The sequence below is a fragment of the Streptomyces erythrochromogenes genome (assembly GCF_036170895.1).
GTDB lineage: Bacteria > Actinomycetota > Actinomycetes > Streptomycetales > Streptomycetaceae > Streptomyces > Streptomyces erythrochromogenes.
In genome coordinates this window covers 3,955,291-3,976,471 of the sequence record NZ_CP108036.1, presented here as the reverse complement: position 1 = coordinate 3,976,471, position 21,181 = coordinate 3,955,291, and the positions used below count along the sequence as shown (strand labels likewise).

Genomic DNA, 21,181 nt, shown 5'->3' with positions numbered 1-21,181 from the left:
GGTGCCGATCCCTTGATCAAGGTGATGGCCCGACTGCCGTTTCGCTGGACGGGGCAATCGGGAAGAGCGGGTACGCATGAGCGCAATACGGATTTCTCTGTTGAGGCTTCCACGCGCGTACAACCCTGACGGGGGGACGCGTGTCCTACAGGCGTGGCAGAGGCACTGCTCGAACTGGCCGTCCTACCGGCACGCACGGGGATCCTCCCGCCGCGCCGGGATTTCCGCACGCCCGGCGGCGGTCTCCCCGTGATCGTTCCCGTCCCGCCGACGGGGACCCCGGAGGCCCCCGCACGGTCCGCCGCACCGGTCCCGGGCGGCCTCGTGCCCGCGCAGCGCGACAGCGCTGAGGCGGAGGCGACCGGCAAGGACGAGACGGCCGAGGTGGTGGCCGGTACCACCGTCGACCACCTCACGGCGACCTACCAGGCGCACTACCGCTCGCTCCTCGGCCTCGCCGCGCTGCTCCTCGACGACACCGCCTCCTGCGAGGACGTGGTGCAGGAGGCGTTCATCCGCGTGCACTCGGCACGCAACCGGGTCCGCGACCGCGAGAAGACCCTGGCGTACCTGCGCCAGACCGTCGTGAACCTCTCGCGGTCAGCCCTGCGCCGGCGCATCCTCGGCCTCAAGCTGCTGTCGAAGCCCATGCCGGACATGGCGAGCGCCGAAGAGGGCGCGTACGACCAGCTGGAACGGGACGACCTGATCAAGGCGATGCGCGGACTCCAGCGTCGCCAGCGCGAGGTGCTGGTGCTGCGCTACTTCGCGGACATGACGGAATCCCAGGTCGCCGAGACGCTGGGGATATCGCTCGGCTCGGTCAAGGCGTACGGATCGCGGGGTATTGCCGCGCTGCGGGTGGCGATGGAGGCTGCGCAGTCATGATGGACGACCACACGGCGCCGGCCGGCGCGGGCGGCGAAGACGAGCTGCGGATCCTCCTGCACGGGGCCGTCGAGGGCCTCCAGCCCTCCGAGGACGCGCTGGAGCGCATCCTGCACGCCGTTCCCGCGCGGCGGCGGGCCCGCAGGCGCCGGGCCGTCGTCGGCGCGGCCGCGGCCGCGCTGCTCGCGGGCACCGCGATCCCGGCCGCCCTGCACCTGGCGGGCGGCGAGGGAACGGCCGCGGACCGCCACGCCATGGCCGGGCACGAGGCGCACGCCGGCGACAAGCAGGGCGGCGCGTCCGACCCGCACCAGAACGGATACGGGGCCTACCCGAAGGCCGGCGGCTCCCACAGCGGCGCCCCGGATGCGGGCGGCGCCACCGGGCAGCCGGACCCCTCGCAGGGCGGCGCCACGGCCGGCGGCTCGACATCGGGCCCGGCGGGCACCGGCGCCTCCGGCGGACCGGCCGGTTCCGCGGCCGGTTCTGCGGCGGGCACGGGCCCGATGCCGCCGGTGGCCGCCCCGGGCGTGCCCGGATGCGGTGCCGAGCAGCTGGGCGTCGTGGGCTTCGTGCGCAACCCGGAGGGCGACGGCCGGGTGGCCGGCGGCTTCCGGGTCACCAACGTCTCCGCGCAGGGCTGTGCCGTCACCGGCCGGGACACCGTGACCGCGGCCTCCGCGCCCGTCGCGACGCTCGTTCCGGGCTCCGGGGTCGCCGTGGTCGGCCACACCGCGGGCGGCCCGGGCAGCGGGCTGCTGCCCGACCCGTCGGCGGAGGCGTCGGTGGTGGTGCTCCCGCCGAACAAGTCCTACGAGGTCCGCTTCGCGTGGGTGCCGCCGGGCGAGCCCTGCGCGGCGAACGGCGCGGACGGGAGCGTCAAGCCGCCGCAGACCGGCTCGGCGGGCACTTCGGGCGATCCCGGCAGCGGTGCCGCGTCGGAACCCCAGACGGGCACGCCCCAGGCGCCGAGCGTCGTCGAGGTGACCCACACCCCCCCGACGGGCGGCGCCCCGACGACGCGGACGTCGATCCCCGACGCCTGCGGCGGCACGGTCTACCGGACGGGTGCGATCCCGATCGACGACTGATCCTGCGCGGCGGGGTCGGCGGGGTCGGCCGGGTCGACGAGGCCCGCCTCCGCGTCGCGCAGCGTCTCCACCTCGCGGCGGTAGAGCCGGAACCACATGAAGAGCACGAAGGCGACGAAGACGAACCACTCGCCGGTGTAGCCGAGGTTCTGGAAGGCCTTGAGGTCCAGCCCGGTGTTCGTCGGCGCCTGCGCGGGTACCGGAAGCATCCCGTCCACCGGGGTCTGCACCGTCAGCCAGGCGTCGTACAGGTCGTGCGGGACGATGTTGACCAGCGTGGCCGCGGCGATCACGCCGAGCTGCCCGGCGGGCAGACCGCCCTGCGCGTGGACCCCCTTGGTGCCCGAGTTCTCCGAGGCCTGCAGGGCCCCGGACACCTCGACCCGGCCCGTCGGCGCGGCCGGCGCCTTCGCGGGGTCCGCCGTGCCCGGCAGCCAGCCCCGGACCACCGGGAGGGTCTTGCCGGAGTCGGTCTTCAGCAGCGTCAGGACGTAGAAGCCGGACGCGCCGTCGAGCCGCCGCTCGGGCACCAGCATCTGCTCGGCGTACTCCCCGGACGCGGAAGCCAGCCGTCCGGAGGTCTCCGTGTCGACCGGCAGCAGCGAGTCCAGAGGGGCGGCCACCTGGTCGACGGGCCGCTCGGCGGTCGCTTCCCGGTGGCTGTCGACACGCGCCTCGAACCGGCCGAGCTGCCAGGACCCCATGAACAGGCAGAAGGGGACCGCGAGCGCGACGAAGACGTTGATCCCCCACCAGCGCGGGGTCAGGAGAAACCGGTGCACCCCACCACGGTACGGGGGGTGCACCGGCCACCGGTCCTCAGGGTCGGGCGGGCAGGTGCTTCAGCGCGAACTCCAGCTCCATCCGGACCTGCTTGATCCGCTCCTCCACGACCAGCGAACCGTGCCCCGCGTCGTACCGGTACACCTCGTGCACCGCCCCGCGCGCCGCGAGCCGGTCCACGTAGTTGTCGATCTGCCGGATCGGGCAGCGCGGGTCGTTCACGCCGGCCGCGATGTGCACCGGGGCCTTCACCTCGTCCACGTACGTCAGCGGGGAGGACGCCTCGAACCGGTCCGGGACCTCCTCCGGCGTACCGCCGAAGAGGGTGCGGTCCAGGGCCTTCAGCGCCTCCATCTCGTCGTGGTAGGCCGTCACGTAGTCCGCGACCGGTACGGCGGCCAGCCCCACGGCCCAGGCGTCGGGCTGCGTGCCAAGGCCCAGCAGCGCCAGGTACCCGCCCCAGGAGCCGCCCGACAGCACGAGCCGCTCCGGGTCCGCGAGGCCCGACGAGACCGCCCACGCGCGGACCGCCTCGATGTCCTCCAGCTCGATCAGGCCGACCCGGTGCTTGAGGGCGTCGGTCCACTCGCGGCCGTAGCCCGTCGAGCCCCGGTAGTTGACCCGGACCACCGCGAAGCCGTGGTCCAGCCAGGCAGCCGGGGTCGCGGCGAAGGCGTCGCTGTCGTGCCAGGTCGGCCCGCCGTGGATCTCGAAGATCGTCGGGAAGGGGCCGTCGCCGTGGCCCGCCGGGCGCTGTACGAGCGCGTGGATCCGGCCGCCCGGACCCTCCACCCAGGCGTCCTCCACGGCCACCGAGCCCGGCGGCCGGGGGCCCGGCGGGTCCAGGACGACGCCGCCCGCGGTGGACCGTACCGCCGAGGGCTCGGCGGCCGAGGACCAGAGGTACTCCACCGTCCCGTCGGGCCGCGCGGTGGCCCCCGACACCGTCCCCGGCGGCGTGTCCACGCGCACGAGCTCCCCCGCGGCCAGGTCGTAGCGCCACAGCTCGCTGCGCGCCTCGAAGCTGTGCGCGACCAGCAGCGCGGAGCCGTCCGGGTACCACTCGGCACTGACGTCGCCCGGCAGGTCGATCGCGAGCTCCTGCTCGGCGCCGGTGGCCACGTCCCACACCAGCGGCTCCCAGCGGCCGCGCCGCTGGTGGCCGATGAGCAGCCGCGTGTCGCCCGCGACCGGGGCGAAGCCGAGCACCTCCAGGCCGAGCTCCTCGGTCCCGCCGCGGGAGTCGTCCAGCTCGGCGACGGTGGTCCCGTCGAGGGTGAGGACGCGCAGGGCGGAGTGCATCGCGTCGCCGTGCTCGGTGTGCTCGACGGCCAGCAGGGTGCCGTCGTGCGACAGGTCGCCGACGCCGGCGGACTCCCGGTGCCGGTAGACCACCGTGGGCTCGGAGCGGTCCGGGCGGACCACGTGGATGGTCGAGCCGTCCTCGTCCGTGGAGCGCCCGACGACGGTGGTGCCGTCGCGCCCGATGGCCAGCCCCGCCGGGTACGAGGGCTCCAGGCCGGGGGTGGCCGGTTCGTCGGGGCCGCCCGCGAAGGGCTGGCGCACCCACGTGCCGAACTCGTCGCCGTCGGTGTCGGAGAACCACCAGATCCACTCGCCGTCGGGGGAGAGGGTGCCGTCGGTGGTGCCGTTGGGGCGGTCGGTGGCCTGCCGCTGCAGGCCGGTGGCGCGGTCCCAGGCGTAGATCTCGAAGGTGCCGGTCGCGTTGGAGACGAAGAGCGAACGGTCCGGGGCGTCCTCGGCCCAGTCGGGCAGCCCGACGCGCGGCGCACGGAACCTCTTCTCCCAGTCGGGCGTCTCGGGGGTGATCTCGCTGTCGCTGGTCATGCGCCCATTGTGGCCGCAGCCGCCCCCGGGATGCCGACTGCTCCGAACGGGCGCACAGTGGAACCCGTACTCCAAGGAGGAACGATCATGGCCAAGAAGGCCCGCACCGGCCACCACATGCACCAGGACTCCGAACGCGCGATGGCGAAGAACACGGCCGCCGAGGCCCGTGCGAAGGCCGCGGTCAAGGACCCGCACTCCACGGCGGCGAAGACGCGCGGCATGCAGCAGAAGGCCCAGGCCAAGCGCGGCTGAACCAGCGCGGCCGACCGCCTTCCTCCGTACGCTGGCGCCATGCGGATGATCGTCCGGGGCGCCCGGCTGCTCCACACATCAGGCCTGTCCGACGTCGAGGTCGGGGAGGACGGCCGCATCGCGCGGGTCGTCCCCTACGACGACCAGAAGGAACCGCCGGCCACCGGCATCCTCATCGAGGCGCACGGCGGCCTGCTCACCGCAACCTTCGTCGAACCGCACATCCACCTCGACACGGCGCTGACCGCCGGCGAGCCGCGGCCCAACGCCTCCGGCACCCTGTGGGAGGGCATCGCCTGCTGGAGCGAGCGCAAGCGCACCCTGACCCGCGAGGACGTGATCGAGCGGGCCACCGAGGTGCTGCGCTGGCAGGCCGCCCACGGCGTGCTGCACGTCCGTACGCACTGCGACGTCACCGACCCGTCCCTCACCGCGCTCGACGCGCTGGCGGAGGTGCGCGACCGGGTGCGGGACGTCGTGGACCTGCAGATCGTCGCCTTCCCGCAGGAGGGCATCGTCTCCTTCCCCGACGGCGAGGCGCTGCTGCGCGAGGCCGTCGCCCGCGGGGCGGACGTCGTCGGCGCGATCCCGCACTTCGAGGACACCCGCGAGGACGGCGTCGCCTCGCTGCGGACCGCCTTCGCGCTGGCGGAGGAGCACGGCCTTCGGGTGGACGCCCACTGCGACGAGATCGACGACGAGCAGTCCCGCTTCGTGGAGGTGCTGGCCACCCTCGCCCTGCGCTCGGGCCTGCGCGAGCGGGCCACCGCCTCCCACACGACGGCCATGGGCTCCTACAACGGCGCCTACAGCTTCAAACTCCAGCGGCTGCTGTCCCGTTCGGGCATCAACCTGGTCGCCAACCCCTTCGCCAACCTCAACCTCCAGGGCCGCTTCGACGCCTACCCCAAGCGGCGCGGCCTCACCCAGGTCCGGGAGATGCTGGCGGCCGGGGTCAACGTGGCCTTCGGCCATGACGACGTGATGGACCCCTGGAACGCCCTCGGCACCGCCAACCCGCTCCAGACCGCCCTCGTCGGCCTGTACGCCGCCCAGCTCACCGGCGCCGACGACATCCCGGTGGCCTTCTCGATGGTGACGGACCGTGCGGCGCGCGTCCTCGGCCTCGGTGCCGACGAGTACGGCATCACCGCCGGCGCCCCCGCCTCCTTCGTCCTCCTGCCCGCGCCCTCGCCCGAGGAGGCGATCCGCCGCCAGGTGCGCCCGCGGTACGTGGTCTCGCGCGGCTCCGTCCTCGCCGAGACCCCGCCCGCCCCGACCCGGCTGGCGTGGCCCGGCGAGCCCCCGTCGGACGTCGACTTCACCCGCCGCCTACGCTGACGTGCCATGACGTGGACGCTTGACACCAACTCAGCCCGGGCCGCCCTGGAGATCGCGTCGGAGTACGCGGACACGGCGCTCCTGAACCACTCCGTGCGCTCCTACGCCTTCGGCGCGCGGTACGCGCAGGACCACGGCCTGGAGTACGACCGGGAGCTCTTCTACGTGGCGGCCCTCCTGCACGACCTGGGCCTGACCGCGCCGTTCGACAGCCACACCCTGCCCTTCGAGGAGGCGGGCGGCCACGTGGCCCGCGTCCTGACGGCGGGCCTGGGCTGGCCGGCGGACCGCCGGGCCCGCGCCGAGGAGATCATCGTCCTGCACATGCGGGACGACGTGGGCGCGGCCGAGGACGCCGAGAGCCACCTCCTGCAGGTGGGCACCAGCGCCGACGTCTCCGGCCTGCGCCTCGCCGAGTTCGACCCGTCCTTCACGGCAGGCCTCCTCGCCGCCCACCCGCGCGCCGGCTTCGGCCCCGTCTTCACCGCCCTCGTCGAGGACCAGGCGGAGCGCAAGCCCGCCTGCGCGGCCGCCGCCTACGTCGCGAGCGGCGCGGCCGCCCGCATCGCGGCCAACCCCCTGGACGCGTGACGGGTCTCCCGCGGCGCAGGTCACGAGGATCCGTCACCGCTTCGGATAGCGTGCCCGCATGTCGTGGGACGAGGACGGAACACCGCACCCGCTCGCACAGCGCCGCACCGGCCGCAGCGAGCTGGAGGCGGACCAGCTGCCGGAGATGCGGGAGCTGGAGGTGCTCGGCTGGGAGCTGGCCCCCGAGGACCTGCGCTGGGTCTTCCTCCCGTACGTCTGGCCCCCCGCGGCCCGCACCTGGATCCCCGACCGCTCCACCCACTGGGCCGTGGACACCGAACTCGACGGCCACGGCCACATCACCGGCGTGGAGTGCGCCCCGCTCCCCGATCCCGACCTGCGCGAACTCGACCGGGAGGCCGACGCGGCCCTCGCCGCCCTCGGCCTCCCGCCACGCCCCCGGGGCCGCCTCTGGCTGCTCCGCCCGGTCGGCCCCTTCACCACCGTCGCCGCGGTCCTCGACCACCTCGACGCCCTCGCCGCGGCAGCCCCCTCCCCGGACCTCCCGTCCCTGGCCCGCACGGAACTGGCCGCACTCCACGAGAGCTTCTAGGGGGTGTTGGCTACCCTGGACGTGGGGGCAGCGGCGGGAGGCGGTCTCATGAGGCGGCGGCATCACTTCCACATCGACCACGCGGGCCACTCGGTCAGTGCCACGGTCCAGACCGGCCGCACCGCGGTCGTCGAGGTCCTGGTCGACGGCAAGGAGACGGGCCACGCGACGACCCACCACGACCACCCCGTGACCGTCCGTGTCGAGCTCCCGACGGACCCCCCGACGAAGGTCTCCGTCCGCGCCACCCCCGGCCCGGGCATCCCCCGCTGCGTCTTCGAGGCCCCGGCCATAGAGCCCCACATCATGTCGCCCCGCCCCTTCTGACGAGCCCCGGAAAGCGCAGGAAGGCCCTGATCCGTTTCTCGGAGGTCGCCTGCCGGAGCCGGTACCGGAGCGACTTCAGCGGGCGGCTCCGGGGTCGTACTTGGACAGGGAGGCCTTGACCTCGCGGGCGTACGGGCCCTCCCACCAGGGGATCGTCTCCACCAGGACCGGTTTGGTGCCCGAGGCCAGGACGAGGGCACGGCCCGGGGGCATCGAGCCCAGGTCGGAGACCTGGAGCACGCGTTCGCGGCGGACCGACTCGTTCACCGTCCGGTTTCCGGACCAGCCGCCGAACTCGGCCTCCTGCGTCGCGGAGTACTCGCGGAGCTCGTACTCGCCCGCCAGCTCCGAGAGGTCGCCGAGGAAGCGGGTGTCGGAGACGCCGCCACCGTAGACCCGGATGTTCGCGGCGGACCAGAGCTTCTCCATGCCCCGGTCGCCCCACACCTCGACGCCCTGGGCCCAGGACTGGAGGATCGTCATCAGGACGATGCCGCGCGATCCGTAGTGCGAGTAGAGGTCGGGCAGGGCACGCCAGCGGCAGACGTTCGCCGCCTCGTCCAGGACCCCGACCATGGGGAGCGACAGCCGGCCGCCCCGCTGGGTGGTGGCGTACTCCTCGGCAGCCTCGACGACGGCCACGGTCAGCGCCGTCACCAGCGGGCCCGCGGAATCACTGCCCTCGCGGGAGAGCGAGTAGAGGGTCGAGCAGGTGCGGACGAACTCGCGGGGATCGAACTCGGGGCGGTCGGTCGGACCCATCGGGGTCACCCACTTGTTGACCTCGGGGTTGATCAGGCAGGACGCCATCTGCTGGGCGACGCCGTAGATGCCGCTGCGCTGTTTGTCGGGAGCCGTGATCACGCCCGCCAGGGAGTCGGCGGGCATGACGTGCCCGGCGCTGCGCAGGATGCGCTCGGGGGTGTCGTCCTTCGGGTTGGACAGCCAGGTGTAGATCTGGGTGATGGACGCCTTGGCGGTCGCCGCCGCGAGCAGCAGGTTGGCGAGGAGGTCCTGGCCCGCAGGGTCGAAGAACGCGTCGGTGGAGGCATCGGCGTCGCGCGAGCCCGAGGCGAAGTGGTCGGCCAGTTTGCGGGCCTTGGCCACGTCGGTGACGTACGAGAGGGGGTTCCACCACCAGGTCGGCGGCTCCTGGGCCACCTGCTGCGGGTCGAAGACCCACACCTGCCCGCGGGCCTGGCGCGGCCCGCGCGTGCCGTCGACGATGTCCCGCTTGTTGGAGGTGACGAGCACCGCCCCGGGGGCGTTCAGGATCGCCGGGATGGCGCGCCGGGTCGTCTTGCCGGTACGGGGACCCCAGATGTCGACGTGCATGTCCTCGAAGGAGCCGAACAGCGGCTGCCTGCCCTTCACCGACCGGCCGATGAACACACCGGGCACCTGGGCCTGTACGCCGAGGCGCTCTGCGGTGGCGGCCGCCCCCTTCATGGTGAGCTTGCCGAGGTCCGCGCCGTCCACCATGTGTCGGGCGGCGCGGTCCACGTCCGGTTTGTCTCGCAGCCGCTGCCGTATCCGGTAGCCGGCGGTGACCAGCCCGGCGACCAGCAGGGCCTCGGCGGCCGCGATGGCGTTGGCCGCGCCGCCCGGCCACGCGTAGTCGCCCGTGGCCAGGGCCACGGCGAAGGACACGGGGTTGCCGGGCGGATCCGGCTCGCCGACGAACGACGCGCCGAGGCGGGCGGCGAGCCAGGCGGCGGACAGGAGGGCCAGGGCGCCGACCACGAGCAGGACGATCTCCACCGTCCAGTCGTCTTCGGCGCGCGGCTTCTTCTGTGGTTCGGTGGCCATCGTCAGGGCGTTCCTTCCGCCGGTCCTGTGGCGGACACCGGCATTTCCTTTTCTGGTGGTTTCGGGCGCGGGGCCTGCCCGCCGGGTTGGGGGAACGTCCCGTCAGGGGAACGTCCCTCCGGTCGGCACCCGGTAGACGCCCGTGATCTGCCCCTGCCACTCCCAGTTGCTGAATTCGACGTTCTTGCCCGGCCTCGGGGCGTGGAGGATCGTGTGCTTGGCCGGGTCCCAGACGATGCCGACGTGTTCGGAACCCGCCGAGCTGGGCTGGAAGAAGATCACGTCGCCCGGCTTGGTCTGGCTCAGGTCGACCTTGTAGGGCTTGAGGTTGGGCTGTTGGTCGTAGGTGGTGTAGCCGATGTTGATCTTTCCGTCGCTGGCTTGGTAGTAGATCCACTGCGTGAAGCTGGAGCAGTCGAAGGACGTGGGGTTGTCGCCCTGCAGACGGCCGGCCGCCCAGACGTAGGGCTTGCCGATGCCGCGCTGCGCCCAGCCGAGTGCCGCCCGCACCACCTGGTCGTCGACGTCGGGGATGGGCCCGGTCGAGCCGAGGCCGTCCGGCGGGACGGCGGTGCCCTTGCCGTTCTTGGCACAGTCGCGGTAGTCGGCGTCCTTGCCCTTGCCCTTGCCGTCGCCGCCGGGCACGCCGCCGTAGTCCGGGCTCGCCGTGATCTTGCCGGCCAGCCATGCCTGGGGGTCGATCTGACCGGGGCCGTTGTCCTGGCCGCTGCGGAAGGGGTCGTCGACACCTGGCATCAGCACCTCCCAGTGGAGGTGGGCGCCCGTGGTGTTACCGGTGAGCCCGACCGCGCCGATCTGGTCGCCGCGCTTGACGGTGTCGCCCATCTTCACCGAGACCGTGCTCTGGTGGGCGTACAGGGTGATGATGCCGCCCGCGTGCTCCAGGCGTGTCTCGTTGCCGTACGCCCCGCCGCTGCCGAGCTTGACGACCTTGCCGTCGGCCGGGGCGTAGATCGGGGTGCTGACGGGCGATTCCAGGTCGAGCCCGGTGTGGTAGCCGAGGCTCCAGTGCGGACCCTCCGCGTGGTACTTGGTGCCGACCTTGTACGTGCCCTCCTTGAGCGGCCACTGCCAGTTCTTGCCGTCGGTCGTCGCCGGCGGATCGTCCGGACGGAACGGGGCCGCGAGCGGGCGGGAGAACGCGACCGGTGCCATGGCCGCCGTCGTGCCCTGTCCGCCGCCGCCGAGGGGCGGGGTGGACCAGCTGCGGGGGCCGGAGGAGCGGATGCTCAGAGCCTCGCTCGGCTGGGCGTTGTTGTTGACCGGCTCGGGGATGTCCGCGTCCTTTCCGAGGACGGGGAAGCCTGGGTTCTGCTCGACGGTGGCCTTCAGGTGTGCGTACCAGCGGTTGATCAGGTCCTTGTCGCCGGTGAGGGTGCCGCGGTAACGGGCGGCCTGGGTGAGGACCACGCGGGGGTAGACGGTGTTGCTCTTGTTCGAGCCGGAGTAGGTGAGCAGCGCGTCCCAGGCGTTGGTCTCCACCTTCAGCGCGTGGATGAAGTTGGCCGCGCCGAAGGCCGCGTCGTCGATGTTGTAGCGGTCCTTCTGGCGGTCGCCGTTGCCGTCGTCGCCGTAGTCGTGCCAGGCGTCATCACCGAACTGGAGCAGGCCCTTGTAGCCCATGCCGTTGTCGCCGCCGGAGGCCGCGGACTTGTCCTGGCCGTACTTGGTCTCCTGGTACATCTGCCCGGCGATGATCGTCCAGTCGAGGCCGTCGTAGCGTGCGGCTGCGCGCATCGAGGCGAGGATCATCTTCGGAGGTATCTCGTCGCGGGCGGTGTCGCTCGGCATGTACATCTTGCCGGCGGGCATGATCGGGTTCGTCGCCGCCTTGTCACCGGTGTTGCCCGCCGCCGCGTTCTCCCCGTAGTTGCCGCAGGCGGCCTGGGCGGCACCCCCGCCCAGGCCGCCGACGAGGGCGCTGACCAGGATGACGATGACGAGCAGGATGCCGAGGGCCGGCATCGCGCCGGCGCCGGCGACCAGCAGCAGCCATTTGCGGTTGTTCTTCTTCTTTCCGCCTCCGCCGCCTTGCCCCGAGGCGACCTGGGCCGCGCTCTTGGCGGCCTTCGCCACCTTGGCGGCCTTCGACGCGGCCGCCAGTACGGCAGGAGCCACCACGGGTGCCTCACCCTCCCTGGGGCTCGGGCGCGCCCACGTTGCCCAGGCCGTATATGTCGAAGCCGTTCACCTGCCACTTGCCGCCGCTCTTGCGCGCGCTCACCAGCCAGGTGTTGGTCTCGGTCTCGGCCTTGGTGCCGTCGTTCGAGCGGGTCGCGGTCACTTCCACCACGCTCGAGATCGTCTGACCGCTGCCGCGCGTGAGTTCGTCGGCGATCAGCGCGTCCCGGCGTACGAAGGCCTGCCCCGCGGAGGAGCACTTGGACTGCTGGCACACGGCCCAGGCCTTGCCGGTCGGCAGTACGGTCAGCTTCTTCATCCGCTCGCCGCCCTCGGTGAGGGCCAGCAGGCGGGGCGCCCAAGAGGCGGTGTCGTCGCTGTACTTGAAGGTGTTCAGGCCCGCCATGTAGTCGGCCATCGCACGGTGGGCCTCGCCCAGGTCGTCGGGCTGAACGATGGGGGGCACCCCGGAGGCCGCCCCGGACTGCGGCGCGGCAGCCCCGGCGCCGGAACCCGCGCCCGTCCCCTTGCCCGTACCCGCGCCTCGTGTGGCCGTGGTCGCCCCGGGCTTGGCATCGGCCTCGGCGCCGTCCTCGCCGTCGAAGACGACGAGCACGACCAGGCTACCGACCAGCAGGGCACCCAGTAGTGCCAGCGCCAGTACCGCACTTCGCTTGTTTTCGGCAGGAGAATCCACCGTCCCGGCCCTCCCTCAGTCAGGTCGCCGAGACACGGTAGGTGGCGGGACGGGCGGCCGGACGTGCGCTTTCCTCGCGGGGAATGACGAGGAAAGGGGCGGGGAGGGGTGAGGAAAACGCCAGGTGCGTGCGGGAGTTGGAGAGGGGAAACGCCGTCAGGAATGCCGCGTGCGCCCTCACCGGGCTCTTACAGGGGCTGGGCCTCGGGGTCGTACTCCTCCAGCGGGAGCGTGTCGAAGGGGTACGCGGTGTGCCCGCCCTCCTTGGGTGAACAGGCCGCGAACGGGCCCAGGTCGGTGTCCATCAGCACGCGCAGGTGCGGATCGGCGTGGTGCAGCCACCACGTCGACAGGCCGAGCGTGGGTTCCAGGCGCAGCTGCTCCCAGGCCAGCCACAGCGCGGACAGCCGCGCGCCGGCCTCGGGGTGCTCCCACCAGCGGGGGCACCAGGTGGCGGAGGACCCGTTCAGCCGGCGGCGCACCGTCGGGGCGAGGAACTCCTTGACGAAGGCGAAGACGTCCGAGAAGTAGAGCTCGACCTCCTCGCCGGGGGGCGGAACCTCTTCGCGACCGGTCACTGCTCGACCCCTTGGGACTTGGGGGCGGCCTCGATCACCGGGTTGATCGTTCCGTGCGTGCCGGCCACGCCGGGGCGGGGGCGCGGCGGCACGACCACACGGCTGGGAACGGCCCCACCGTGCAGGAAGGACTGCCCCAGCGGGGGCTGCTTGGGCTCGGGCTGCGTCGGCGCAGGCTGCGAGGGCTCTGGCTGCGAGGGCCCAGCCTCCTGCACCTTGGGCTGCTTCGGGCCGGGCTGTTGGGGCTCGGCCTTGGCCGGTTCGGACTGAGCCGGCTCAGGTCGGGTGATCTCGGACTCCGTGGGCTCCGCCGCGGGCGCGGTCAGCTCCTCGTAGCTCGTGGCCGCACTCAGCCTCGCGACCGCTGCGGTGTGCGCCTGTTTCAGGTACTCGGGGACATCGATGGCGGCGAGCTTGGCGGCGAACTGCTCGGGGGTCGTCGTCTCCTTCTTGTAGTCCTCGAGCCGTAGCTGACAGCGGACGGAGTCGTCGGACAGAAAGGCGTACATGTCCTGCGGCAGGTGGGCGTGGTGGGGGAACTCGACCGGGAAGCGCACTGCCTCCTTGCCCACGCCCTCGGGTCCGAGGACCCGGGGCATCTCCATTCGCCCCAGTACCGAACCGGCGCCGATGTCCGCAGCGAAGATCTCGACCTCCCCGGTGGCCGCTTTGGCATAGGACTCGGAAGCGGCGTCCCAGATATCCGCCGGGCTCTCTTGGACGTAGCCCTCGTCAAGACCGAACCGCTTGATGAGGGCCGATTGCACATTGCCGTCCCACAGCTCGTACGAGTCCAGCCGCCGGCCCACCGGAGAGTCCTCCAACACCTGGTAGCCACGGCTTTCACCGCACGCCTGGGCGAGGAACCGGTGCCCCACCTCGCGCGGGGCACCCTCCGGCTGGGATTTGAAGGACCAGAGCGCGCGGGTCTCTCCCCGGTGCTCGGCAGTGGGCGATTCGGTCTTCGCGACGTGGGTGGCGAATTCCAGCACGTCGGCGAACTTCTTTTCGCCACCCGCCGCGATCCATTCGCCGTACAGGCGGTCCACGGCCTGCTTGACCCGTTCCGGGGGGAGCGGGCGGCCGTCCTTGTGCGCATCCTCGAGGGCGATGGCACGGTCGATCTCGGCCTGCGTGAACCGGGGGGCTTCTGTCACTGGCGGGCCTTCGCGTACTCAGCGGGGGGATGGATTTCGAGCGAGACGGCCGAGCCACCCGCACTGTCGGCGGTCCACGTGGGAAACGTGACCGACTGGGTCAGCGTGATGAACGGCAGTCCTGGAACACCCGCCTCCGGCGCCCAGTAGGCGAAGCGATAGGGCTCACGGTTGAGCATCCGCTCACCCTGGTCGGACCAGTACGACGGGTGGGGCGGCTCGGGGAAATCGACGGAGTCCCAGGATCCGGTCCAGGTGGGAGCGCCGAGCACCGCAACGGCCGCACCGAGGAACTCCGGCCACGTCGCAGCTGCGGTGTCGAAAACCGCACTGTTCTCCGCCGCTGTCCCAGCCTTCAGCTGCCACGTGTAGTGGACGAGGCGCGCCAGTGGGCTCCACAGGCCGCCCGCCTGGTCGTAGAACGTCCACTTTCCGCCGCTGCGCGTCCGGACGCGCAGCTGCCGATCGGAGGTCAGCGGCTCCCAGCCGTACCGCCCGCACCACGTGTCGAACTCTGCCGATCCGCTCTGCGGCGGGCCCGACCACACCGAGGGCCAGTCGTCGACCGCCTTGAGGCCTGTCAGTTCGGCGGCAAGGTCCTGGGGTGTCCGGCCGGTCGTTTCCGTCAGCATGTGTGGCTCCTTCGTCCGTGGTGCGTTTGACCGTATCCCGTCAGGAAAGCAAGATCCCGAACGCGAACACGGCCAGGACGATAGCGCCCATGACGAGGCGGGCCTTCGGGTCCTCCCGCTCCCACAGTTCGTGGACCACGGCCCAGCCGGTCAGTCGCGCCGCGCGGCCGTTGTGCAGGGTCGCGGTCTCTGTCGGTCCGTCAGGCCGTGCGTCGTCCTCGGCCCCGTCGGCGTCGGCGTCGGTGTCGGTGTCGTACAGGGCGTCCGCACCCGTCACCCCCTGCTGCTCCTGGGCGACGACCACCAGGCCCTCCAGCAGGTCGGGCATGGTGTGCGGCGTGAGGGGATACGCGACCGTGCCGTGCGCGGTGCGCAGGCAGAGCTTCGCCTGCCAGGGGTTGCCCGGCTCGTAGCCGGCGATCCAGGCGTGCTCGGCGTCCTCGACCGGCGCTTCGCTGGACTCGGCGGCGGTGCCCGCGTCCTGCCACGGGTGGACCTTCAGCTCGCTCAACTCTCGTCCTTCGGGGGGTCGGGGACGTCTCCGTACCCGCAACCCGGGCACAACCCGGCATTGTGACGGAGCCGCAGGCCGGTTCGCCTCGTCGTCGGCCCCCGGCTTTCCCACAGGGATTCCTTATTTTTTCCTCACTTCTCCCCGTGAGGAAAAGCGGAAGGGGAACATCGACTCGATTTGCCACACTGCCGACCGCACCTGGTCTCACCAGGCCCGCCGCACGCCCGACCGGCGGACGGGGATCACACGCGGGGGGAGAACCGAGTCGATGACGGACCACAGCAGTTCTGCTGACGGGGCCGGCGAGGGATGGCCTTCCCAGCAGCCCGCCCCGCCCCAGCTCTCCGCGGAGGCGGCCCGCAGCCAAGTGGCCGCGGCCTGGGTGCGGGTGGCCCCGCAGTCCAACGTTCCGCCGGGCCAGGTGGCCGTACCGAGCCTTCCGCCGCGCGCGGACCGGCCTGCCGCCGAGTCGAAGAAGGACAAGCGGGAGCAGGCGAAGGCCGAGCGCAAGGCCGAGTACGAACGCAAGCGGGCGGCCCGCAAGGCCGAGTACGAGAGCAAGCAGGCCGCGCGCGCGAGCCGCAAGGGCGGCGGAAAGGTTTCCGCCTCCACGACATCCGCCGCGACCACCGCATCCGCCGAGGCCACCGCGCCCACCGCCGGTGCGGACCCGTCCGCCGCCGAGGGCGCCCCCGCGCCCGCGCGGAGCGGCGTCAAGGGGCCGGACGCCCGGTTCGACGTGCCGCGCCCCGGAGGCCGGCTCCCCTCGAACGGCCGGAGCACGCACGTCGTCCTGCGCGCGACCCTGTTGATCACCACCTGCGTCTTCGCGCTGGGGTCCTGCGGTGTCACGGGCCTGGTCATCGGCCGGTCCTCCGTCTCCGTGAAGCCCGCAGCCCTGGACGGCAAGGACCTGGACCGCTACCGCCTCACCGACTTCCCGGTGCAGTCGGCGGCGGTGTTCGCCGAGGAGTACGCGTCCCTCTGCATGACGTACGCGCCGGAGAACACCGACAAGCGCCGCGAATCCCTCTCCCGCTACATCTCGGCGGGCGTCGACCGCGACTGCGGCTGGAACGGCAAGGGCAAGCAGCAGGTCAAGCAGGCGAACTGGGACGGGACCGTCGAAGAGCTCCCCGAGTACGGGAAGAACGGCCGGTACCTCAACATCCAGGTCACCTACACGGGCGGCCGCACCACCACCCTCTCCGTGCCGGTGTACGTCAAGGACCTCGCGGGAGCATCGGGCCTGCGGGTCGTCGGCAACGTCGGCGAGATGCCGCTGCCGATCCGCGACACCGCGCCCGCGTTGGAGAAGTCGGAAGAGGTCGTCGACCAGGAACTGTCCGCCCAGCTCAGGGAGCAGGTCCTGGCCGGCTACTTCAAGGCGTGGGCCGCGTCCGACACCACCGCCCTGACCCGCTTCACCACCCCCGACGCCACGCCGGCGGCGGTCTCGGGCCTGGCCGGCGCGCTGACCGCGCCGGTGGTCCAAGAGGTCCAGGCACTGGCCCCCGAGGGCACCGAGGTCGGCAAGAAGCCCACATACACCCAGGGCCAGGCGGTCCCGGCACGGGTGACGGTCGTCTGGGGCGGTGGAGGTGCCGATGACGCGAAGGCGGAAGTGGCCCTGAAGCGCTCGTACCGGGTCACCGTGGTGAACACGGCGCAGGGCTGGTTCATCAAGGACATCCACGGCGGTGTCATGGACCCGACGGGTGGACGGGCGGACACGCCGAGCACGGCCTCCCCGACCGCCGCCCCGGCCTCCGGAGCGAGCGCCCCGCCCGCTCCGGCCGCCCCGTCCGCCCCCTCGGGCGGGGCCTCGCCCGGCCTCCCCACATCGCCCAAGCCGGCTGCTTCCGCGCCGGCCCACTGAGAAGGCATCGCGTGAGGCGGCGTACCGGCCGCCCCGCACGACGCAACACCCATCCGTACCCCTCACAACGAAGGACACCGCGTGATCCTGGCAGCAACGACCCTCGACAGCATGTTCGGCAAGATCCAGGACATCCTGGGCGGCCTGGGCATCACGATCGCCTCCTGCGCCCTCCTCATCCTCGGCATCCGGATGCTGCTGTCGATGAAGCGCGGCGAAGGCATGCGCGAGGCCTTCCAGGGCTTCGGCATGATCGCGCTGGCCGCCTTCATCATCGGTGGCGCCGCCGGCCTCGCCGGAATGCTCATCAGCCTCGGCGAGCAGATCGGCGGCAAGGGCTGATCCCGGGTCCGGGCCGCGCCGCAAGGGACGTGGCCCGCCACCGTGGACGCGCCGCCCACGCCCGCGCCCACGACCACGCCCGCGCCCACGACCACGCCCGCGCCCGCGCCCGCGACCACGCCCGCGACCAGCGGCACGCAACCAGGCCAGAGAGGGGGACCGACTGATGACACAGGAAGCGCCGGACGCACCGGCGCCCATGGTCGCTTACGACCACACGGACCTGCTGAACCGTCCCAAGCGCATCTGGAACTGGGGCAACATTCCGCTGCCCGGTCTGCTCCTGCCCGCCCTGGGTGCCGCCTTCGCCTTCGGCGTGCTGTGGATCGTGGTCTTGCTCTCGGTGTCGGCCTTCGTGCCCTTCCTGGGCCTGTCGCTCATCACGTCGGTCCTGTACCTCGGGCCGCCGGTCGGCGTCTACTTCGTCTGGGGCCGACCGCTGCCCTCGGCCCTCACCCTCAGCCAGCAGGTGGTGGTGTGGGCCGACTACTGGGTGCAGCCCAAACGCCTCCAGGGCCTGGCCGCGGACCGCGAACCGGAGGAGCTGCACTGGCAGGTCATCCTCTGGCAGCCGCAGGCGCGCCGCTGGCACAAGCGCTACGACGCGGCACGCGCGACGGCGGCCCGGGACGGCTCCTCGTACGCCGCCTCCGCCCCGTCCCCGTCTCCGACCGCGTCCTCACCGAACGCACCCGCCGAGACCGCACACTCCGAGACTGCAGGATGACTCGTCCATGTTCATGCTGATCATTTTTGGCGGGGCGGTCGCCTTCTTCCTCGTCGCCATGCTCCTCGCGTCCACTTCCTCCAAGAAGAACGCCGGTGCCAAGAACGCCGGTTCGCAGAACGGCGGCTCCAGGAACGGCGGCTCCTCACGGAGCCAGGCGCCGGCCAAGCGGCGCGAGGAGATGCGGCTGCCCTACCGGTACGCCGACGACCTGATCTTCGTCCACGGGGACTCCGTCTGGACGGGCATCGCCCTGCCCACGGCCATCGACGAGTACCTCAACGCCGTCGAGCTCCAGGCCATGGCCGAGGCCCCGGCCCGCGCGCTGCTGAACCTCGCCCGCGGTGACCGCAACGTCGAGTGCCACTACCGCAAGGTGTACCGGCCGATCACCGCCCAGGACTGGGCCGAGCAGCTCAACGCAGTGGCCTGGGACCCGACGGAGAACTACAAGGCGTACAACTTCCGCAAGGCCGAGTACCAGGAGCGCATCGGCGCGCTGCGCGAACGCAACATCCTGCTCGTCAAGCTCGGGTCGATGAAGCGGAAGTCAGGCGGCGAGAGCGGCGTGCTCCCCGGCGGTGACGACCCGGTCGAGGACGCCGGTCTGACCCAATCGGTACGCGGTGTCGCCGACACGGCGGCGGCCGGTGCCACGGGCGTGCACGACGAGTTCCTGTCCCCGGAGCTCCTGGCCCGGTGGACCCAGGTCGCACGCGAGGTCCACGAGAGCCTCGACGGCCTCGGCGGCACTCCGCTGAGCCGCGAGGAACTGGTCTGGCTGATCCGCAAGCCGCTCCACGGCGACCTGCCGATTCCCGCCGAGCCGGTGCTCGGCAGCCGTTCCTGGGGGCCCGACCAGTTCGACCTGGTGGTCGACTTCTCCGGCGAGAACCACAAGACGCACATCGTGCTGCACCAGTACGACGAGATGACCGGCGAGCGGCACACCAGCTACACGACGACGCTCGTCGCCGCGAGCTGGCCCACCGAGACCCGCTTCCGGCAGTCCACCGCGTGGGCGCGCTACGCGGCGCAGCACGTCGACTTCCCCGTGGAGATCGACATGCGCTTCTCCCTCATCCCGTACCTGAAGTTCCAGGACCGGGCGAAGAAGATCAGCGGCAACCTCGTCGACGAGATGAACGACATGGCCAACTCCGGACGCGCCCCCGGCACCCAGCTCGCCGCGCAGGTCACCCGTGCCCAGAACCTCCTCGACGACGTGGAGGAGCACAAGATGCCGGGCATGGAGGCGCAGATCCGCTTCACCGTCTCGGCCCCCGACCTCGCCGAGCTGGAGCGCCGCCGCCGCGTCCTGGAGATGCAGTTCAAGCAGGATCTGAAGGTCACCCTGCTGCGCCCGAGCCGCCAGCAGTGGCGACTGCTGCAGTCCCAGCTGCCGGGCGACGCGCCCAAGCTGCCCATCGCGCCGTACCTGCGCCTGCAGGAGGTCGAGCAGCTCGGCGCCGGGCTGCCCACCGCGGGCACCGAGCTCGGCGACAACCCCGAGCGCCGCTCCGGCAAGCAGCTCGGCTGGGTCGGCAACCTCGTCGGCTGGGCGGGCAAGACCCCGGTCCACTACTCCCTGCACGTGGGCCCCGCGCGCAACGACGGCGGTGGCGTCGCCATCGTCGGCGCATCGGGCGGTGGCAAGTCCTCGCTGGCCCTGCAGAAGTTCTACGAGGAGTCGGAGTCGGGCGTGCGCTGCCTCGTCATCGACCCCAAGACCGACTTCGCCCAGCTCTGCTACTACCTGGCCTTCGGGTCCCAGGTGAACGATCCCGAGTTCCCCCTCGATGCCGAGGCGGGCCTCCTCGGGACCCCGCAGAGCCGCTTCCAGCCGGTCAACCCGGAGTTCTGGGCCGAGACCGAGGTCGTCGACCTCCTCAAGGGCCAGGCCGGCGTGCTCGACCCCTGGGTGGTCGCCCGCGACGTGCCCTCCGGCCGCCTGCTCGCCGAGACCATGCTGAGGGGCTTCCTCGGGGACGAGGACTACCAGCGGGTCCGCCTTCCCGTCATCGAGGCGATGGCCACCGTGGTCGGCTGGTACAACTCCGCGATCAGGCAGGCCACCGAGCAGGGCCTGAGCGCCCGCGACGCCGAGCGCCAGGTGCCCAGGCCGACGCTGTGGCAGGTGGTCGACGAGGTCATCCGGGCGTACGACGAAGCGGTGGCCTCCGGAGACCGCGAGGCCGTCAAGGACCTCAAGCTCGCCCAGATGCTGCTCACCGAGCTGCGCACCCTGCCGTACGCACGACTCGCCTTCTCCGAGAACCCGCAGACCCTGTCCGCCATGCGCAAGCGCCGCACGGTCATCACCCTGCGCGGTTTCCAGACGCCGGCCTCCTCCGACCCGCGCAGCTGGAACCCGGCCGAGCGGCTGGCCGCCACCGCCCTCATGGCGGTCGTGGAACTGGGCAGCCAGATGCTCGACGTCGGCTACGAGAAGAACCCCGTGACGGGCGAGGTCGGGCTGCGGCCCAAGGCGCTGTTCGTCGACGAGGCGTACGTCGTCACCGCGACCGAGAGCGGCCGCGACCTGATGCGGCGCGCGCTCAAGCAGGGCCGGTCGTACCTGGCGGTGATCGTCCTGATCACCCAGCAGGCCATCGACCTCGTGCAGATCGAGGACTCCGAGGCGCGCAGCGGCGGTGCCAACCAGATCCACACCGTCTTCGCGTTCAAGCAGAAGTCCGCCCAGGAGGCCTCACTGGTGGCGCCGCTGCTCGGCCGGCCCGAGAGCGACACCAAGGTGTCCAACTCCCTTCAGGAGCTGCGAACGGGTGTCTGCCTGCAGCGGGACGTCGACAAGCGGGTCGGGACGGTCGCGGTGGACCTCGTTTTCCAGGAGATCCTCGCCGCCACGGACACCAACGGCACCACCCGTCCGGGCCGCCAGGCCACGGACCCGCCGCTCAGCGTGTGGGACTGGACCTTCATGCAGGAAGCCGCCCGCGAGGACCGGCCGACCGAGGCCGAGCCCGCTCGATAGCGGTGCCCTCGCACCACGACCCATCCGAACGC

At 72.0% G+C, this 21,181-nt stretch carries 20 protein-coding genes; 11 read left to right on the top strand and 9 right to left on the bottom strand.

All coding sequences use genetic code 11. The features are described 5' to 3' along the window. The first annotated feature begins 153 nt into the window (after positions 1–153). Both OHA91_RS17900 and OHA91_RS17895 read left to right on the top strand, forming a co-directional pair. A complete protein-coding gene (locus OHA91_RS17900) occupies positions 154–888 on the top strand; it encodes a SigE family RNA polymerase sigma factor (protein WP_381623819.1) in 735 nt (244 codons plus the stop codon). Further along, a complete protein-coding gene (locus OHA91_RS17895) occupies positions 885–1,979 on the top strand; it encodes a hypothetical protein (protein ID WP_266499021.1) in 1,095 nt (364 codons plus the stop codon). Before OHA91_RS17900 ends, OHA91_RS17895 begins: the two co-directional genes overlap by 4 nt. Here OHA91_RS17895 and OHA91_RS17890 read toward each other — a convergent pair. Together OHA91_RS17890 and OHA91_RS17885 are read right to left on the bottom strand one after the other, a co-directional pair. Then, positions 1,946–2,761, bottom strand: a complete 816-nt coding sequence (locus OHA91_RS17890; RefSeq protein ID WP_031147558.1) for an SURF1 family protein — start codon at positions 2,759–2,761, stop codon at positions 1,946–1,948. The two genes, OHA91_RS17895 and OHA91_RS17890, sit on opposite strands and share 34 nt — an antisense overlap. 37 nt (positions 2,762–2,798) lie before the next feature. Beyond that, positions 2,799–4,610, bottom strand: a complete 1,812-nt coding sequence (locus OHA91_RS17885) for a S9 family peptidase (protein WP_328739612.1) — start codon at positions 4,608–4,610, stop codon at positions 2,799–2,801. Between the two features lie 87 nt (positions 4,611–4,697). Here OHA91_RS17885 and OHA91_RS17880 point away from each other — a divergent pair, with 87 nt between their 5' ends. From OHA91_RS17880 to OHA91_RS17860, 5 genes are read left to right on the top strand one after another with little or no spacing between them, the layout of a single operon-like run. Next, the gene (locus OHA91_RS17880; RefSeq protein WP_158714733.1) at positions 4,698–4,865 is read left to right on the top strand and encodes a hypothetical protein; all 168 of its coding nucleotides are present in this window, start codon (positions 4,698–4,700) and stop codon (positions 4,863–4,865) included. Between the two features lie 39 nt (positions 4,866–4,904). Beyond that, the gene (gene codA / locus OHA91_RS17875; RefSeq protein ID WP_328739611.1) at positions 4,905–6,206 is read left to right on the top strand and encodes a cytosine deaminase; all 1,302 of its coding nucleotides are present in this window, start codon (positions 4,905–4,907) and stop codon (positions 6,204–6,206) included. A 6-nt stretch (positions 6,207–6,212) separates the two neighbouring features. Beyond that, positions 6,213–6,797 carry an HD domain-containing protein gene (locus OHA91_RS17870; protein ID WP_031147564.1) on the top strand — a complete coding sequence of 195 codons (585 nt, stop codon included), beginning with the start codon at positions 6,213–6,215 and terminating at the stop codon, positions 6,795–6,797. Between the two features lie 58 nt (positions 6,798–6,855). After that, positions 6,856–7,350 carry a DUF5956 family protein gene (locus OHA91_RS17865; RefSeq protein WP_328739610.1) on the top strand — a complete coding sequence of 165 codons (495 nt, stop codon included), beginning with the start codon at positions 6,856–6,858 and terminating at the stop codon, positions 7,348–7,350. A gap of 48 nt (positions 7,351–7,398) precedes the next feature. Next, entirely contained in the window at positions 7,399–7,677 is a 279-nt protein-coding gene (locus tag OHA91_RS17860; RefSeq protein WP_031147568.1) for a hypothetical protein, read from the top strand. 75 nt (positions 7,678–7,752) lie between these two features. On the opposite strand, the gene OHA91_RS17855 is transcribed toward OHA91_RS17860, so the two are convergent. The 7 genes from OHA91_RS17855 to OHA91_RS17825 all read right to left on the bottom strand — a co-directional run bounded on the left by OHA91_RS17855 (position 7,753) and on the right by OHA91_RS17825 (position 15,203). After that, positions 7,753–9,486 carry a type IV secretory system conjugative DNA transfer family protein gene (locus OHA91_RS17855; RefSeq protein WP_328739609.1) on the bottom strand — a complete coding sequence of 578 codons (1,734 nt, stop codon included), beginning with the start codon at positions 9,484–9,486 and terminating at the stop codon, positions 7,753–7,755. Between the two features lie 102 nt (positions 9,487–9,588). Continuing rightward, a complete protein-coding gene (locus tag OHA91_RS17850) occupies positions 9,589–11,628 on the bottom strand; it encodes a peptidoglycan DD-metalloendopeptidase family protein (RefSeq protein WP_266499006.1) in 2,040 nt (679 codons plus the stop codon). 7 nt (positions 11,629–11,635) lie between these two features. Then, positions 11,636–12,325 carry a hypothetical protein gene (locus tag OHA91_RS17845; protein WP_031147575.1) on the bottom strand — a complete coding sequence of 230 codons (690 nt, stop codon included), beginning with the start codon at positions 12,323–12,325 and terminating at the stop codon, positions 11,636–11,638. A gap of 188 nt (positions 12,326–12,513) precedes the next feature. After that, positions 12,514–12,903, bottom strand: a complete 390-nt coding sequence (locus OHA91_RS17840) for a DUF4913 domain-containing protein (protein WP_328739608.1) — start codon at positions 12,901–12,903, stop codon at positions 12,514–12,516. Beyond that, a complete protein-coding gene (locus tag OHA91_RS17835) occupies positions 12,900–14,060 on the bottom strand; it encodes a hypothetical protein (RefSeq protein ID WP_328739607.1) in 1,161 nt (386 codons plus the stop codon). Before OHA91_RS17835 ends, OHA91_RS17840 begins: the two co-directional genes overlap by 4 nt. Then, positions 14,057–14,692: a hypothetical protein gene (locus tag OHA91_RS17830; protein ID WP_051892834.1), complete on the bottom strand. Its 636-nt coding sequence runs from the start codon at positions 14,690–14,692 to the stop codon at positions 14,057–14,059. Before OHA91_RS17830 ends, OHA91_RS17835 begins: the two co-directional genes overlap by 4 nt. A 40-nt stretch (positions 14,693–14,732) precedes the next feature. Continuing rightward, positions 14,733–15,203 (bottom strand): hypothetical protein, encoded by a 471-nt coding sequence (locus OHA91_RS17825; protein ID WP_051892836.1) that lies wholly within the window; start codon positions 15,201–15,203, stop codon positions 14,733–14,735. Positions 15,204–15,474: 271 nt separating this feature from the next. Between OHA91_RS17825 and OHA91_RS17820 the strand changes: the two genes are divergently transcribed. From OHA91_RS17820 to OHA91_RS17805, 4 genes are all read left to right on the top strand, one after another. Next, positions 15,475–17,085, top strand: coding sequence for a conjugal transfer protein (locus tag OHA91_RS17820; protein ID WP_328739606.1), 1,611 nt, complete (start codon positions 15,475–15,477; stop codon positions 17,083–17,085). An 81-nt stretch (positions 17,086–17,166) separates the two neighbouring features. Further along, positions 17,167–17,427, top strand: coding sequence for a hypothetical protein (locus OHA91_RS17815; protein WP_031147587.1), 261 nt, complete (start codon positions 17,167–17,169; stop codon positions 17,425–17,427). Positions 17,428–17,593: 166 nt separating this feature from the next. Beyond that, entirely contained in the window at positions 17,594–18,154 is a 561-nt protein-coding gene (locus OHA91_RS17810; RefSeq protein WP_245240035.1) for a hypothetical protein, read from the top strand. A gap of 7 nt (positions 18,155–18,161) precedes the next feature. Then, entirely contained in the window at positions 18,162–21,149 is a 2,988-nt protein-coding gene (locus OHA91_RS17805) for an ATP-binding protein (protein WP_031147591.1), read from the top strand. The last annotated feature ends 32 nt before the right edge of the window (positions 21,150–21,181 follow it).

Excerpts from the sequence above, each read along its gene's own strand:
- OHA91_RS17805 (WP_031147591.1), top strand. The coding sequence starts at position 18,162 with ATGTTCATGCTGATCATTTTTGGCGGGGCGGTCGCCTTCTTCCTCGTC.
- OHA91_RS17820 (WP_328739606.1), top strand. The coding sequence starts at position 15,475 with ATGACGGACCACAGCAGTTCTGCTGACGGGGCCGGCGAGGGATGGCCT.
- OHA91_RS17870 (WP_031147564.1), top strand. The coding sequence starts at position 6,213 with ATGACGTGGACGCTTGACACCAACTCAGCCCGGGCCGCCCTGGAGATC.
- OHA91_RS17830 (WP_051892834.1), bottom strand. The coding sequence starts at position 14,692 with ATGCTGACGGAAACGACCGGCCGGACACCCCAGGACCTTGCCGCCGAA.
- OHA91_RS17880 (WP_158714733.1), top strand. The coding sequence starts at position 4,698 with ATGGCCAAGAAGGCCCGCACCGGCCACCACATGCACCAGGACTCCGAA.
- OHA91_RS17865 (WP_328739610.1), top strand. The coding sequence starts at position 6,856 with ATGTCGTGGGACGAGGACGGAACACCGCACCCGCTCGCACAGCGCCGC.
- OHA91_RS17855 (WP_328739609.1), bottom strand. The coding sequence starts at position 9,486 with ATGGCCACCGAACCACAGAAGAAGCCGCGCGCCGAAGACGACTGGACG.
- OHA91_RS17885 (WP_328739612.1), bottom strand. The coding sequence starts at position 4,610 with ATGACCAGCGACAGCGAGATCACCCCCGAGACGCCCGACTGGGAGAAG.
- OHA91_RS17860 (WP_031147568.1), top strand. The coding sequence starts at position 7,399 with ATGAGGCGGCGGCATCACTTCCACATCGACCACGCGGGCCACTCGGTC.
- codA (WP_328739611.1), top strand. The coding sequence starts at position 4,905 with ATGCGGATGATCGTCCGGGGCGCCCGGCTGCTCCACACATCAGGCCTG.
- OHA91_RS17895 (WP_266499021.1), top strand. The coding sequence starts at position 885 with ATGATGGACGACCACACGGCGCCGGCCGGCGCGGGCGGCGAAGACGAG.
- OHA91_RS17810 (WP_245240035.1), top strand. The coding sequence starts at position 17,594 with ATGACACAGGAAGCGCCGGACGCACCGGCGCCCATGGTCGCTTACGAC.